The following is a 13639-nucleotide window of genomic DNA, read 5'->3' as shown; positions in this document are numbered from 1 at the left end:
AGTTGACTAGGGCTCCCCTTTTTATTGTATTAGTAGCTTTGACAATTACTGTTTCAGCGCCTCCGGCATTTTGCCTGGCCGGGCGTAACCAAAACGCACGGGCGGCAGCACCTCGTGGTAGCCATCGAGGCCCGAAATGGCGGCTTCGCCCAGCGCTACCAAGTCGAGGGTGCCATCGGCGCGCAAAGCTTCTTCGCGCAAATACACGTGCTCGACGGTGCCCACCAGCAGCGCCGTGCCGTTGAAAATGGCGTGCTCTTCGCGCAGCCGCAGCCCAATGCTCAAGGGGCTTTCGGCCACGTAGGGCGCCGCAAAGCCGTCGCGGTACACCGCCGTAAAGCCGCAGGCCTCAAACTCCGACACGTCGTCCTCAAAGTTGGCCGAGGTGTAATGAGCTTGGGCCGTGAGGCTTAGGGGCACGTGGTTGAGGGTGAAGCACCCGTCGTTCTGCTTGATATTTTGGTAAGTGTGGCGCGCCACGGTAGTCGGCCGCGTCACGATGCCCAGCACCGCCGGGTCGGAGCCCAGGTGCAGGGCCGAGCTAAAAATAGCCAGGTTGGTTTGCCCATCGGGCGCGGCCGTGCCCACCAAGTTGGCCGGCTTAAAGCCCGGCAAGCCATTGACGAGGTTGAGGCGGTAGATGCGCTCGAAGGCGGCAATGTCGGCGGCAGTGATGTGGCGCATAACAAAAAGTGAGGGGGTAGGGCCAGCCCTAAGCGGCCGGCGCAGCAGTAACCCGGTCGAGGCACAGGCGGTTGTGCTGTACGTGCAGCAACAAAGCAAAAATGTAGAGCCCGTACACCGTCTGGTCGCCCACCAGGCTCCATTTTTCCAGCAAGCTGCTGCCGAATACCAGGCTCATAATGAGCAGCATGGTGGCCGCCAGCGCAGGCCGCGTAAACAGCCCCAGCAGTAGCAGCAGCCCCAGGCCAGCTTCCACAAATGGCAGCACATGGCCGAAGCTCGCTACCAAGATGGGGGGTAGGGGCGAAGCCGCAAACTCCTTTACCACCCCCGCCTGAAACGTCGCCAGCTTCGGAATGCGCACCAGCCCGTGCAGCAAAAAGTTGAGGCCCAGCAGTAGGCGGCCCAGCACAAAGGCCAGCTCAGGATTGGTAAGTTTCATCGAAGATGCGGTAGCGAGCCTGGGCTTACGCACGTCGCTGCCGGAAGTTAAGCGCTACCCCAGCGCCGCTTGCCGGCGTGCGGCCAGTAAGTTTGCGCACACCTTATCCCGTTGCTCTATGCTGGCTCGTTCCATTCTTCGTTCTTTTTCCCCGTGGCTGGTGACTGCGGGCTTGCTCGCGCCCGGCGCAGCTACGGCCCAGGCCACTGGCGCCGCTGCGCCTACCCCCCTCACCGCGGCCGGGCAAGCGCTATTTGCGGGTTCGCCTACCCCCCAACGGGTAGCCAAGCAGTTCAAGTTTACCGAAGGGCCGGCCGTTGACAAGCAGGGCAATATCTTCTTCACCGACCAGCCCAACGATAAAATCTGGAAGTATGGCACTGATGGCAAGCTCAGCGTTTTTTTGAGTCCGGCTGGCCGCGCCAATGGCTTGTACTTCGACGGCAAAGGCCGCCTCATTGCCTGCGCCGATGCCAAGAATGAGTTGTGGGCTATCAGCCCCGCCGGCCAGCCCACGGTGCTGGCTGGCCAGGGGCCCGGTCAGCATTTTAACGGTCCTAATGATGTGTGGGTCAGCCCGCAAGGTGGCTTATTCTTTACCGACCCGTACTACGAGCGTGATTACTGGCTTACCCCCCACCCGGCACCAATTGGACAATATGTGTACTACATGGCCTCGGAAACTGCCAAGCCGGTAGCCGTCGAAACTACCCTGACTAAGCCCAATGGCATCATCGGCACGCCCGATGGCAAGTTGCTGTACGTGGCCGACATCGGGGCCAACAAAACATACCGCTACCGCATCGGTGCCAAAGGCGAGCTCACCGACCGCCAGCTATTTGTGGAGCAGGGCTCGGATGGCATGACCATCGACGAGCGCGGCAATATCTACTTGACTGGCAAGGGAGTAACCATTTATAGCCCCACCGGCGAACGCCTGGCCCACCTCGACGTGCCCGCCGAGTGGACGGGCAACATCTGCTTTGGTGGCAAAGACCGCCAGACCTTATTCATCACCGCTTCGGAGGCTATTTTCACCGTGCCCATGCGCGTGCAAGGCGCGCGATAGGGGGTAAGGATGAGCGGGTAATGATGAAAATAAGGAACGTCAGGCAGCACCCGCGGGCCGCCTAACGTTCCTTATTTTAGTATAAACCAAGCGGTTTGGGCTTACTTACTTCTGCGTGGCGGCCCAGGCATCCATCTTCTTTTCGAGCACGGCCAGGGGCATCGAGCCATCCTGCAAAATAGCGTCATGAAAGGCGCTGAGCGAGAACTTATTGCCGAGCTGCTTCTCGTACTTCGTGCGCAGCTCCCGAATTTTCAGGGCGCCAATCTTATACCCCAGCGCCTGACCCGGAATCGCCATGTAGCGCTCGATGGCCGAGGTGGCGTCCTGCTTGCTGAGCAGCAGGTTATCGAGCATGTACTGGATGGCTTGCTCGCGAGTCATATTGCGGCTGTGCAGGCCCGTGTCTACCACCAGGCGCACAGCCCGCAGCTGCTCGTCGCCCAAGGCCCCCATGTATTGGTAGGGATCTTGGTAAAGGCCTAGCTCCTTGCCCAGGCTTTCGCAGTACAGGGCCCAGCCTTCCACGTAGGCATTTTGGCCTCCGAAGCGTCGGAACTTGGGCAGGTTGGTGTTTTCCTGCTGCAACGAAATTTGGTAGTGGTGCCCGGGAATAGCCTCGTGCAAAAACAGCGATTCCATGCCCGAGTTCGTATTAAACTTGGTAGCATTCAGAATGGGTACGTAGAAAATGCCCGGCCGCGAGCCATCCGGAGACCCTTGGTTGTACTCGGCCGACGCCGAAGCGGCGCGGAAAGCCTCGGTCTGGCGAATTTCGAAGGGCGTTTTGGGCACGTGGTTGAACATCTTTTTCAGGTTCGGCTCCATGCGCTGGTGAATAGTTTCAAAGGCCGCCAGCACCTGCGCCGGAGTTTTGTAGGGCGTGAAGCGCTTATCGGTTTCCATGAACCGAAAAAAGGCCTTGAGGTCGCCCTTGAAACCCACGCTAGCTTTCACCCGCTCCATTTCGGCGCGAATGCGCGCCACTTCACTCAGGCCCAGCTGGTAGATTTCGGCCGGCGTTTTATCAGTCGTCGTGGAATTAGCTACCAGGTAGGTATACATGGCTGGCCCCCCCGGAATAGCCCCCAGCCCGCTCGTGGAGCGCGCTTTAGGCAAATATTCGGTTTGCAGAAAGGTGCCCAGCTTCTGAAACGTCGGGTTTAGCTCGGTGCTGATGGCTTGCTTGTAGGCCGCCGCCAACCGGGTTTTGTCGGCAGCCGAGAAGTCCTTCGGAAAATCACTGATGGGACTGTAAAATAAGCTCTTGGTAGGGTCGGCCACCGCCAGGTCGCGCAACTCGGGCACCATCTTCACCACCAAGGCCCTGGGCAGCACTACCCCCGCCTGCATACCCTGGCGGAAGTTGGCAATGGCCGTGTCGGCCCACACCGTGAAGCCCTTCACCCGGCCCAGCCAGTTGTCGTAGTCCTTCACCGTTTTGAAGGGCTGAATGCCTTTGCCCGAGCCCATCTGGCCCAGCGTGAGGGGTAGGGCGTAAAACTGGTTGAACGGCATCATCCAGGTAGTGAGCTTCAACCCGGCCAGGTTTTGCTGCATCTGGTACTGAAAGATGTCGTAGCTAAGCCGGTCGTTGGCGTCGAGCTTGCTGCGGTCAAACTGCTCAAGCCGGGTCAGGTAGCCCTGGTAGAAGTTGCGCAACGTGTCGCGGTAGGCGCGGGTGCCATCGTTGGGCAGCTGGTCGTTGTAGCGGTTGTCGCCCTGCGCCGTAGCCGACAGCGGGTCGAGCCGCGACTGCTTGTCCCAAAATTGGCCAAATAAGCCATTCAGCTCCTTGTTGCCAGCTGTAGAGGTAGCAGTGCCCGCGGCCGACTCGCTCGTTTCGGTAGTTTTATCGGAAGAGGCCGACTGGCAGCCCGCTAGCCACAAAGCAGCGGCCGCCACGGCCGCCTGCGCAAGGTATTTCATTGAAAAACAGAAAAGTATATAAGGTTAGTGGCCTCGACGCCCAAGCGGGGGGTAGGTAGGGCGACTACGCGAGCACGTAATGGCCCAGAAGAGGGGTAGGGACTACTCGCTCTTGAGGCTGGCTTCGTATTCGTCCAGCTTCTTGAGCACGCCCGCGATGTTTTCGGTCAGCAGCGTAATCACGGCGCCTTCCGGAGCCGTTGCCAGCACGTGGTCGATGGCCTCGAGCTCGTTCTCGATGTAGTTGATGGGCAACTCCGGCTTGTCGAGGCGTAGGCCGCGCGTCATTATTTCTTGCAGAAACTCAGCCGACTTGCCGCGCAAATCGCGGTCTTGCCGCAGGATAACTTCGTCAAAAATGCGGCCCGCAATGCGCGAAAAGCCCAGCGTATCCTCGTCGCGGCGGTCGCCCAGGCCCGATACCACGCCAATCTTGCGCGTGGCGGGGGTAGCGTCCATGAACTCCGCAAATTTGGTGATGCCCGCCGTGTTGTGCGCGTAGTCCACAATTACTTCAAAGCGCGGAAATTTGTACACGTTCATGCGGCCCGGCGTCTTGGTAGCCGAGGGCACGAAGGTGCGAAGCGCCGTCTTAATGTCATCCTTGTCGAAGCCCGCCAGGTAGCCAGCTAGCGCCGCTGCCAGCGAGTTCTCAATGTTGAACGTGGCCCTACCCCCGAACGTAACCGGGAACTCGGCCGCCCGGTCGATGCGCAGCTTGTACGAGTTCTTATAAATCGTGATGTAGCCTTCTTCGTACACGGCAGCCACGCCGCCGGCTTCCACGTGTTCCTGGATGCGCGGGTTGTGCTCATTCATCGAGAAAAGCGCCACTCGGCAATCGACGGTGCGGGCCATGTCATACACCAAGTCGTCGTCGGCGTTGAGCACGGCCCAACCATTTTTGCGCACCGTGCGGGGCAGCACGCCCTTCACGGCGGCCATCTCCTCCACCGTGTAGATGTCGCGCATGCCCAAGTGGTCGGCCGCCACGTTGGTAACCACCGCAATATCACAGGTATAAAAGCCCAGGCCCGAGCGTAGCATGCCACCACGGGCTGTTTCGAGCACGGCGTAGTTCACGGTAGGGTCGCGCAGCACAAACTCGGCGCTCTGGCCGCCCGTGCAGTCGCCCTTCTGCAACTGCACTCCTTGAATGTAAATGCCATCGGTGGTCGTAAAGCCAACTTTATAGCCCTTGGTGGCCACCATGTGCGCGATGAGGCGCGTGGTCGTCGTCTTACCGTTGGTGCCCGTGATGGCGATAATCGGGATGCGCGTCGGCGCACCGGGCGGAAACAGCATATCCACTACTGGCGCGGCCACGTTGCGCGGCAGGCCTTCGGTAGGCGCAATGTGCATCCGGAAGCCTGGCGCAGCATTCACCTCAATCACGGCCCCACGCGTCTTGTTCAGGGGGATGGCGATGTCGCTGGTTAGCAAATCAATACCACAAATATCGAGTCCCACGATGCCCGCCACGCGCTCGGCCAGCAGCACGTTGTAGGGGTCCATCAAGTCGGTAACGTCGGTAGCCGTGCCGCCGGTACTGATGTTGGCGGTGCTTTTCAGGTACAGCGTCTCGCCAGCCGGGAGCACCGATTCTAGGGTTAGCTCGCGGTTTTTTAGGATGTCCAGCGTGTGCTGGTCGGCCTTGATGGAGGTAAGCACTTTCTCGTGCCCTACCCCCCGGCGCGGGTCCTCATTAACCTTGTCAATCAGCTGCTGGATAGTATGTTCGCCGGTGCCCGTTACGGCGGCTGGCGTGCGTTTGGCAGCCGCAATGAGTTTGCCATTCACTACGAGCAGGCGGTAGTCGTCGCCCTCCACAAACTGCTCCACAATCACGGCCCGCGAGTATTCTTTGGCAGCCTTCAGGCCCGCCACGGCGTCTTCCCAATTCGTAATGCGAATGGTGGCGCCCTTGCCGTGGTTGCCATCAAGCGGCTTGGTCACGATGGGGAAGCCCAACTCTTCAATGGCGTCGCGCAGGCCATCTTCCGAGTACACGGTAGTGCCGCGCGGCACCGGCACACCGCCGTCGGCGAGCATGGCCTTGGTGCGGTTCTTATTGCCCGCTACTTCTACCCCCGCGTGTGAGGTAAGGGTAGTGGTAGTAGCCCAGATACGGCGCTGGTTCACCCCATAACCCAACTGAATTATCGAGCTGTTCTTCAGCTGAATATAAGGAATATTGCGCGAGGCAGCCTCAGCCACAATGCTCCAGGTACTAGGCCCAAAAAATTCCTCTTCTCGAATATCGTGTAGCTCGTCGATGACCGGCTTTAGAATAAAATCTTCGCCCTTACACAAGGCCTCTACTAGCTCTACGGCCGCCTGGGCCGCATAGCGGCCGGCCCGCTCCTCTTGGTAAGCAAACACTACGTATTCTACCCCCTGCTCGTGGGCTGGGTAGCTCTTGCCCCAGAAAACCGGCATGCCAGCCTGGCGCTGCAACTCCAACGCTACGTGCTGGATAACGTGGCCCAGCGGCTCGCCATTGGCCAGTTGCTCCTGCGTTAGGGGTGGGTGCTTGGCTAGTTGCTTTGACGAATGGCGTCCTGTCTCGTGCGGCTGTCCGATGCCGGGCAACAAAGCCGTCAGGCGCTCGGCAAAGCCAGGCAGCGTATTACTCCACTCCCCGGTAAGCGCCTGTAAATCAACTTTGCATACAATCAGCCGGTAGTGCTTCACCGACCAGTAGCTCGGCCCGCGCATGGTGCGGAGGTCAATAATCTTCATATAGCCAAAACAAGGATAAGGGCTGGCTCGGCCAGCGATACGGCAATGTAGGCACCGCGCCGCTTATTCTGCTGTTTTGGCCCCTAGCTGCCACAAAAAAGCCCCCTCGCTTCTTATAAAGCAAGGGGGCTTTTGAGGTAACGGGCGGATTCGAACCGCCGTAGGAGGTTTTGCAGACCTCTACCTAGCCGCTCGGTCACGTTACCGGCTTGGGGGCACAAAGGTACAATAAAAAGATTGTGTTGACCAAGTGCGGGCACAAAAAAAGCCCCGACCTGGTGGCCGGGGCTTCTTGTTTCACCTACTATTCAAGGGATTAAGAACCTTGGATTTCGGCGTTGTCGGGCGAGTTGCCAGCGGCAGGCGCATCCTGACGAGCCTTCAGCTTGTCTTCGCCAGCCTGGCGCTCGGCACCAGCAAGCTGGTCACGCAGCGCGCTCAGGGCGTCGAGGTCGCCGAGGGTGTTCTTGTCAGCGGGCTTCTTGAGGTCGCTCAACTTGCCTTCGCCTTGCGTAGCACCGCCAACGGGAGCTTTCTTAGCAAATTTCGAGTTGGTCGTGCGGTTGCTTTCGTCCTCTTTGTTGTACACCGCAGTGTGCGAAAGCACGATGCGACGGTCATCTTTCGAGAACTCAGTTACGCGGAAGTCCAGCTGCTCGCCATTCTCGGCGTTCGAGCCATCCTCTTTCACCAAGCCTTTGGGGTAAGCGAAGCCCTCGATGCCGTAAGGCAATTCGAGTACTGCGCCGCGGTCCGACTTCTCGGTGATGGTAGCCTTGTGTACCGAGCCAGGGGTGAACACCGTCTGGAAGGTATCCCAGGGGTTTTCCTCTAGCTGCTTCACACCCAGGGCCAAGCGGCGAGCCGACATATCCAACTCGAGTACTACTACGTCGAGTTTGTCGCCCACTTTCACCACTTCCGAAGGGTGCTTCACTTTCTTGGTCCACGACAGGTCCGATACGTGCACGAGGCCGTCCACACCCTCTTCCAGTTCTACGAACAGGCCGAAGTTGGTGAGGTTACGAACCGCACCGCTGTGCTTGGTGCCTACGGCAAACTTCTCGGCGAAGTCAGCGCGGGTCCACGGGTCTTCGGTCAATTGCTTGATGCCGAGGCTCATCTTGCGGTCTTCGCGGTCAAGGGTCAGTACTACTGCCTCTACCGTGTCGCCCTGCTTGATGAAGTCCTGCGGGTTGCGCAGGTGCTGGCTCCAGCTCATTTCCGAAACGTGGATGAGGCCTTCAACGCCCGGTACCACTTCCATAAACGCGCCGTAATCGGCTACGTTCACGATGCGGCCCTGCACACGCGAGCCGGGGCCGAGGTCGGCGGGCAGCGAATCCCATGGGTGAGGCGTCAGTTGCTTCAAGCCCAGCGAAATACGCTTCTTGGCTTCGTCGAAGTCCAACACAACCACGTTGAGTTTCTGGTCGAGCTGCAGTGCTTCGCTCGGGTGAGCGATGCGGCCCCACGAAATGTCCGTGATGTGCAGCAGACCATCGACACCGCCGAGGTCGATGAACACGCCGAAGTTGGTCATGTTCTTGATGTTGCCTTCCAGAATCTGACCTTTTTCGAGGTTGTTCAGGATGGCTTCGCGCTGCTGCTCGAGGTCCTTTTCGATGAGGACTTTGTGCGAGACAACTACGTTGTCGAAAGCGGCGTTGATTTTTACGACTTTCACTTCCATGCGGCGACCCACATAGATGTCGAAGTCGCGGATAGGCTTTACGTCGATTTGCGAGCCGGGGAGGAAGGCTTCTACGCCATCCATCTCCATGATGAGGCCGCCTTTGGTGCGGCGCTTCACCACGCCTTCCAGCACGGTATCATTCTCCAGAGCCGCGTAAATCGCGTTCCAGGCCTGCTTGATTTTAGCTTTCTTACGGCTCAGGATGAGCTGGCCGTTGGCATCCTCTTGGTCTTCGATGAACACGTCCACCTCGTCACCAACTTTCAAGTCGGGCAGGTCACGGAATTCGCTCAGGGGCACGAGGCCGTCTGATTTGAAACCGATATTCAGGATAACATCGCGGTCGGTCATGCCTACCACGGTGCCTTTAATTACCTCTTCCTCCTGAACGGTGGTGAGGGTGTCGCTGTACATTTTTTCCAGCTCAGCGCGCTGGTCGGCGTTGTAGTTACCCCCAAAGCCGCTGGCATCGACATTGTCCCAGTCGAAATCGTCAATCAATTCTGCCATGAAATAGCAGGTTCCTAACCTACTGAACGCCACCGCCGGAACCCAGGGCGGAGCGCATTTTAAGTTGATTCCGGGAGGGTTAGCTCCCAGCCTGCCGCCTTGACAGGGCCGCAAAGGTACGGATTTTCAGTTGGTTTAGCAAGTGGGGGGTAGGGCTGAGAAAGGCATTTTGTGTGAAGCAGCTTGCGTAGGGTATTCTGAGGTAAAAATGATTTTGCCCCGCTAAAAAAGCCCCTCATTATCCTCACAATACCTTCATTCACCTTCCTGCCGTACTGAGGCCACGCCCCTGAGTTGCTAAAGGGCCCTTATTTATGCAAAAACTCGTGCTTATCCGCCACGGCGAAAGCCAATGGAACCTCGAAAACCGCTTCACCGGCTGGACCGATGTGGACTTGACTGACACTGGCCGCCAGCAGGCGCGCCAAGCGGGGCAGATTCTGAAAGCCAACGGCTATACGTTCGACCAAGGTTTTACGTCGGTACTGCGGCGGGCCATCAAAACGCTCGATTACGTGCTCGATGAGATGGATAGCCTCTGGGTACCGGTGCAGAAGTCGTGGCGCTTGAACGAGCGCTTCTACGGCGCGCTGCAAGGCTTGAACAAGGACGAAACCGCCACAAAATACGGCGCCGAGCAGGTGCAGCAATGGCGCCGCGACCCGCACGCCCTACCCCCCGCCATCGAGCGCACCGACCCGCGCTTCCCGGGCCTCGATATTCGCTACAAGCACTTGACGGACCGCGAGTTGCCCCTAACCGAAAACCTGGCCGAGACGATGGACCGGGTTATGCCATTCTGGACCGAGCGCATTATGCGCGCCATGCGGCACGAGCAGAAGGTGGTGGTCGCGGCCCACGGCAACAGCCTGCGGGCGCTGGTGCAGTACATCGACAAGCTCACGGATGAGCAAGTGACCAGCCTGGACATCCCAACCGGGGTACCGCTGGTGTACGAGCTAGACGACAACCTGGACAAAATCAAGCACTATTACTTGACGTAGTGCCTACTCGGGCCGCCGGAATAGCCGGGTGGCGAGCAGGGTACCTGCCGTTAGCAGTGCGCCGGTGGCCACGCGCCGCCAGCGCTTGGTGGCGGGCGACTCGTAGGCCTTGCCGCCCGCCAGCTCGGCCGTCACGGCATTCAGCGACTTGACTTTGGCGGCGAAGTCGCCGGCCAGCCGGCCGCGGATAACGGTCATTTGCTGGAGCACTTCATCGAGTTCTTCGGGTAAGGTTTCTTCGAGCATGGCGCGCACGCGCTTGGCCACGGTGGGCGACTTGCCGTTGGTGGAGATAGCCACTTTCAACTGGCCCTTCTGCACCACCGACGACAGGTAGAAGTCGCAGAGGTCAGGCGTGTCGGCCACGTTCACGAGCAAGCGGCGGGCGCGGGCAGCGGTTTTGATGCGGCGGTGCAGCGCCGGGTCGTCGGTGGCGGCAAATACGATGTCGGCTGCGTCGAGGTCGGTTTCTTCCCAGCCTCGCTCCACAAGCCGGATGCGGTGGTGGCGAGCGGCTACTTCGCGCAGCTCGGGCAAGAAGCTGAAGCTGACGATGGTAACGGCCGTTTCGGGGCTGCTGCGCAGGATGGCGGTCAGCTTTTCGAGTCCCACGTTGCCGCCGCCCACCAAGAGCACGTGTAGGTTTTCGAGTTTGAGAAAGGCGGGGAAAAGCGGGTTTTGGGCGGGCATCTGGTCGGCGGGCATGGGGATAGGAGACAAAAGAACGGCAGACAGACAGAAGAAAAGCACTTTGCGTGCAGCGCTAACCCGTAAGCCACTCGTAAGAATAAATTGTTACGCTAACTAGCTACCATGGGGTGTGCCAGAGGCCCGGTAACAAGCGATGCCGGCCACCGCTGCCTTTCCTTTGCATGCTCCGCCGCTTAGCTCATGGCCCATTTGCCCATTATTCCCGAACTGTATGTAGTCGGCGCCGGCCCCGGCGACCCCGAACTGCTGACCTTAAAAGCGTACCGCATTCTGCAAACGGCCGACGTTATTCTCTACGACAACCTCGCTAACCAAGAGTTGCTGGCCCTGGCGCCTACGGCTTGCGAGTGCATTTACGTGGGCAAAAAACCTTACGGCGAGTACACCCCCCAGGAAGTCATCCACGAGTTAATCCGCGAAAAAGCGTTAGCTAAGGGCCGCGTCATCCGCTTAAAGGGGGGCGACCCGTTTATTTTCGGCCGGGGCTTCGAGGAAATGCTGTTTGCGCGCAGCCACGGCATTGCGGCGCACTACGTACCGGGTATTTCGAGTATGCAGGCCGTTGGTTTTGAAGATATTCCACTTACCCACCGCGTGGTAAGCGAAGGCATTTGGATACTCACTGGCACCAAGAAAGATGGCACCCTATCGGCCGATCTACGGCTGGCCATGCAAAGCAATTCAACCGTCGTTATCTACATGGGGCTGAAGAAGGTAGCCGAAATAGCTGCTACTTATGTGCAGGAAGGCCGCGGCCACACGCCCGCCGCCGTGGTGCAGCACGCCTCCCTACCCCAGCGCAAAGTGGCCATCGGCCGCGTGCAAGATTTGCCAGCGCTGGTGGCGGCCGAGGGCATCACCTACCCCGCCATCATCTTCATTGGCGATGTGGTAGGGGTAGGGCGGAAATTCGCAGCAAACGATGAACAATAAAAACCTATCTGCTAGCTGCTTAACGCCTTGCTGACCAGTGCCAACGCTTCGGGCGTGAAGGGTAGCTGCAAGGCTAGGGCATGGCCGCGCTCCGTCATTTTGGGCCAGGTTTTCTGCACAATTTCAATCACCTTTTCCTCGGGATGCTGCGCGGCGAAGGGCAGAAAGTAATACTCCAGAAAAACCAGGCAGATAACGTCCTCCAGCAGCTGCACCTCGGGGTCGTCCTGGAGGCGTAGCTTTTGCACGAGCTGCTGTACGCGTACTATCATATCGGGCCCGTAGCCAGCCTGGGCCATGAGCTGGCCAGCTAGCTCGGCATGGTATTTCTTAAGCGTATTGCGCCACTGGTGGTAGCCAGGGCGCGTCAGGGGGAAATCGGCGCGCGGAATGCTCCAGCGCCTAATGTGCTGGCAGCGAGCAGCTAACTGCACGGCCTCGGGTGCCTCGGGTGCCACGCGGGCCAGGCAGGCCGTCATGCGCCGGGCATACAGCAACTCTTTGGCCATCGGCTGGCCATCGGCGCCTATTTCGATGTTCGGGTCTTCGCTATTAGCTGCGTCGAAGAGGCGGGTAGCTTCGGTGAAAAGGCGGGTGGTCAGGCTCATAATCGGGGGTAGGAAAAAGCAGTTTGCCAACGTACGGAGCTTTACCGGCCAGATGGCCCCGAGCGCGTGACCACTCTACCCGCGGCCGGCAGGGGTAGGCCACTACGTAGCAGCGGCCGCAGCTCCGAAAGCGGCACAAATACGCGCACCTCGCCCTGAGCATAGGCGGCAATTTCATAGGGCTGGTAAATAAACACCGCGCCGCCAGCCGTCAAAAACACATTGTGCGTCACGGGCATTTGCTTCACAAACAGTTGCTTGTCGAGCGGGTCGGCGGGCGCCAGACCTAGGAGCGGGCGCACTGCCTGGCCTAGTAGGGCCGAAAGCTGGCCCTCGGCATTAGGCACAAAAATATCGGTATAGCGGAGGCGGCGGCCCGTGCGCAGGTCGTAGCTGGCCGCCGTGGTGCCGTAGTTGCCGTGCGCGCCCCCACTAAAATCGTAGGTGAAATAGCCCATGCTTAATAAATGGCCTTGCTGGTAAAGCACGTAAGCAGCTTTATGATTTTCGTAGTTCATGCCGGGGCCGTAGGCGCCAATGCCCGCCGTATCGGCAGGAGCGGGGCGGCTATCGGCGGCATCCTCGCGGTAGGTTTTAAAAAACTCCTGGCGTTGCTGCTTGTAGAGGGTGGGTAGCGAAACGGTGGGTAGGCCGTCGAGCGTGTCGCCCCGTAAGTCGCGCAGCATACTGGTTTCCAAACCTTGGCGAACAGTATCGGGCCCACCCATGGGCAGCAGCGCTTGCAGGCTTAGGCGGCCCACCGGCGACTTCGCTTCGTGGGGAAAAGCGGCCACCGAATCGGCAAAATAGCGCACCGTGAAGCTGAGCGTGCCCGCCGCCGGCTGCACTAAGCGCAGCTGCACACGTTGCCCACCCACAGTACCCGCCAAGTCGCCCCGGCCGGGCTGCCGGCGCAGCCGCCAGTAGAAGTTGCTACTGGCCGATGCTACTGCTTTTTCGGGGCTGGTATCGAAGAGCACCACGCTGTCGGGGGTGGTGCTGGGCTGCCCCTGTAGCGAATAGGGATGGCCATCGGGGCCGTAATAACTGCCGTAGTGCCCAGCTGCCTCGGTGTTGCTAAAGCTGCGCGGGGCTGCCACCAAGTGCAGCGTAATGCTGTCGGCCTGGCCTGGCAGCAGGGCCCGGTATACGTGGTAGGCAGTGCCGGGCGAGTTGCCGGCGGCAGGTTGATTACCAGTGGCTTGTTCGGGTTGTGTAGCTAAGTCGGTAGCGGTAGTTTGGTTCGGTTGCGAGTGGCAGGCCGCTAGGCTGAGCAAGCAGCCTAGGGCAAACAAAGAGCGTTTCATGCCA

At 59.4% G+C, this 13639-nt stretch carries 11 protein-coding genes and 1 tRNA gene; 3 read left to right on the top strand and 9 right to left on the bottom strand.

The features are described from left to right. Window positions 1-45: 45 nt before the first annotated feature. Window positions 46-684 carry a flavin reductase family protein gene (locus GO988_RS18400; RefSeq protein WP_157568227.1) on the bottom strand — a complete coding sequence of 213 codons (639 nt, stop codon included), beginning with the start codon at window positions 682-684 and terminating at the stop codon, window positions 46-48. A gap of 28 nt (window positions 685-712) precedes the next feature. Further along, complete coding sequence (locus GO988_RS18395; protein WP_157568225.1) at window positions 713-1126, bottom strand: DoxX family membrane protein; 414 nt, start codon at window positions 1124-1126, stop codon at window positions 713-715. Between the two features lie 118 nt (window positions 1127-1244). On the opposite strand from GO988_RS18395, the gene GO988_RS18390 reads away from it, so the two are divergent. Beyond that, window positions 1245-2195 (top strand): SMP-30/gluconolactonase/LRE family protein, encoded by a 951-nt coding sequence (locus GO988_RS18390; protein ID WP_157568222.1) that lies wholly within the window; start codon window positions 1245-1247, stop codon window positions 2193-2195. A 105-nt stretch (window positions 2196-2300) separates the two neighbouring features. Here GO988_RS18390 and GO988_RS18385 read toward each other — a convergent pair whose 3' ends face one another. The 4 genes from GO988_RS18385 to rpsA all read right to left on the bottom strand — a co-directional run bounded on the left by GO988_RS18385 (window position 2301) and on the right by rpsA (window position 9072). Further along, window positions 2301-4124, bottom strand: a complete 1824-nt coding sequence (locus GO988_RS18385; protein WP_157568220.1) for a DUF885 domain-containing protein — start codon at window positions 4122-4124, stop codon at window positions 2301-2303. 102 nt (window positions 4125-4226) lie between these two features. Beyond that, complete coding sequence (gene cphA, locus GO988_RS18380) at window positions 4227-6866, bottom strand: cyanophycin synthetase (RefSeq protein WP_157568218.1); 2640 nt, start codon at window positions 6864-6866, stop codon at window positions 4227-4229. Window positions 6867-7001: 135 nt separating this feature from the next. Beyond that, window positions 7002-7072, bottom strand: a tRNA-Cys gene (locus GO988_RS18375). A 110-nt stretch (window positions 7073-7182) separates the two neighbouring features. Then, the gene (gene rpsA, locus GO988_RS18370; protein WP_157568216.1) at window positions 7183-9072 is read right to left on the bottom strand and encodes a 30S ribosomal protein S1; all 1890 of its coding nucleotides are present in this window, start codon (window positions 9070-9072) and stop codon (window positions 7183-7185) included. Between the two features lie 314 nt (window positions 9073-9386). Here rpsA and gpmA point away from each other — a divergent pair, with 314 nt between their 5' ends. Further along, on the top strand, window positions 9387-10076 hold the full coding sequence (gpmA, locus tag GO988_RS18365; RefSeq protein ID WP_157568214.1) for a 2,3-diphosphoglycerate-dependent phosphoglycerate mutase: 690 nt from the start codon (window positions 9387-9389) through the stop codon (window positions 10074-10076). A gap of 3 nt (window positions 10077-10079) precedes the next feature. Here gpmA and GO988_RS18360 read toward each other — a convergent pair whose 3' ends face one another. Continuing rightward, on the bottom strand, window positions 10080-10796 hold the full coding sequence (locus GO988_RS18360; RefSeq protein ID WP_317164919.1) for a precorrin-2 dehydrogenase/sirohydrochlorin ferrochelatase family protein: 717 nt from the start codon (window positions 10794-10796) through the stop codon (window positions 10080-10082). Between the two features lie 171 nt (window positions 10797-10967). On the opposite strand from GO988_RS18360, the gene cobA reads away from it, so the two are divergent. Then, entirely contained in the window at window positions 10968-11720 is a 753-nt protein-coding gene (gene cobA, locus GO988_RS18355) for a uroporphyrinogen-III C-methyltransferase (protein ID WP_157568212.1), read from the top strand. Between the two features lie 11 nt (window positions 11721-11731). On the opposite strand, the gene GO988_RS18350 is transcribed toward cobA, so the two are convergent. Further along, window positions 11732-12328 (bottom strand): DUF4202 domain-containing protein, encoded by a 597-nt coding sequence (locus GO988_RS18350; protein ID WP_157568210.1) that lies wholly within the window; start codon window positions 12326-12328, stop codon window positions 11732-11734. 41 nt (window positions 12329-12369) lie between these two features. Next, the gene (locus GO988_RS18345; RefSeq protein ID WP_157568208.1) at window positions 12370-13635 is read right to left on the bottom strand and encodes a DUF3298 and DUF4163 domain-containing protein; all 1266 of its coding nucleotides are present in this window, start codon (window positions 13633-13635) and stop codon (window positions 12370-12372) included. Window positions 13636-13639 lie beyond the last annotated feature (4 nt).

Source organism: Hymenobacter ginkgonis (genome assembly GCF_009755225.1).
In the GTDB taxonomy this organism is placed as follows: Bacteria; Bacteroidota; Bacteroidia; order Cytophagales; family Hymenobacteraceae; genus Hymenobacter; species Hymenobacter ginkgonis.
This window is presented reverse-complemented; position numbering and strand designations above follow the sequence as displayed.

Excerpts from the sequence above, each read along its gene's own strand:
- GO988_RS18345 (WP_157568208.1), bottom strand. The coding sequence starts at position 13,635 with ATGAAACGCTCTTTGTTTGCCCTAGGCTGCTTGCTCAGCCTAGCGGCC.
- GO988_RS18395 (WP_157568225.1), bottom strand. The coding sequence starts at position 1,126 with ATGAAACTTACCAATCCTGAGCTGGCCTTTGTGCTGGGCCGCCTACTG.
- GO988_RS18390 (WP_157568222.1), top strand. The coding sequence starts at position 1,245 with ATGCTGGCTCGTTCCATTCTTCGTTCTTTTTCCCCGTGGCTGGTGACT.
- rpsA (WP_157568216.1), bottom strand. The coding sequence starts at position 9,072 with ATGGCAGAATTGATTGACGATTTCGACTGGGACAATGTCGATGCCAGC.
- GO988_RS18385 (WP_157568220.1), bottom strand. The coding sequence starts at position 4,124 with ATGAAATACCTTGCGCAGGCGGCCGTGGCGGCCGCTGCTTTGTGGCTA.
- cphA (WP_157568218.1), bottom strand. The coding sequence starts at position 6,866 with ATGAAGATTATTGACCTCCGCACCATGCGCGGGCCGAGCTACTGGTCG.
- GO988_RS18400 (WP_157568227.1), bottom strand. The coding sequence starts at position 684 with ATGCGCCACATCACTGCCGCCGACATTGCCGCCTTCGAGCGCATCTAC.
- gpmA (WP_157568214.1), top strand. The coding sequence starts at position 9,387 with ATGCAAAAACTCGTGCTTATCCGCCACGGCGAAAGCCAATGGAACCTC.
- GO988_RS18350 (WP_157568210.1), bottom strand. The coding sequence starts at position 12,328 with ATGAGCCTGACCACCCGCCTTTTCACCGAAGCTACCCGCCTCTTCGAC.
- cobA (WP_157568212.1), top strand. The coding sequence starts at position 10,968 with ATGGCCCATTTGCCCATTATTCCCGAACTGTATGTAGTCGGCGCCGGC.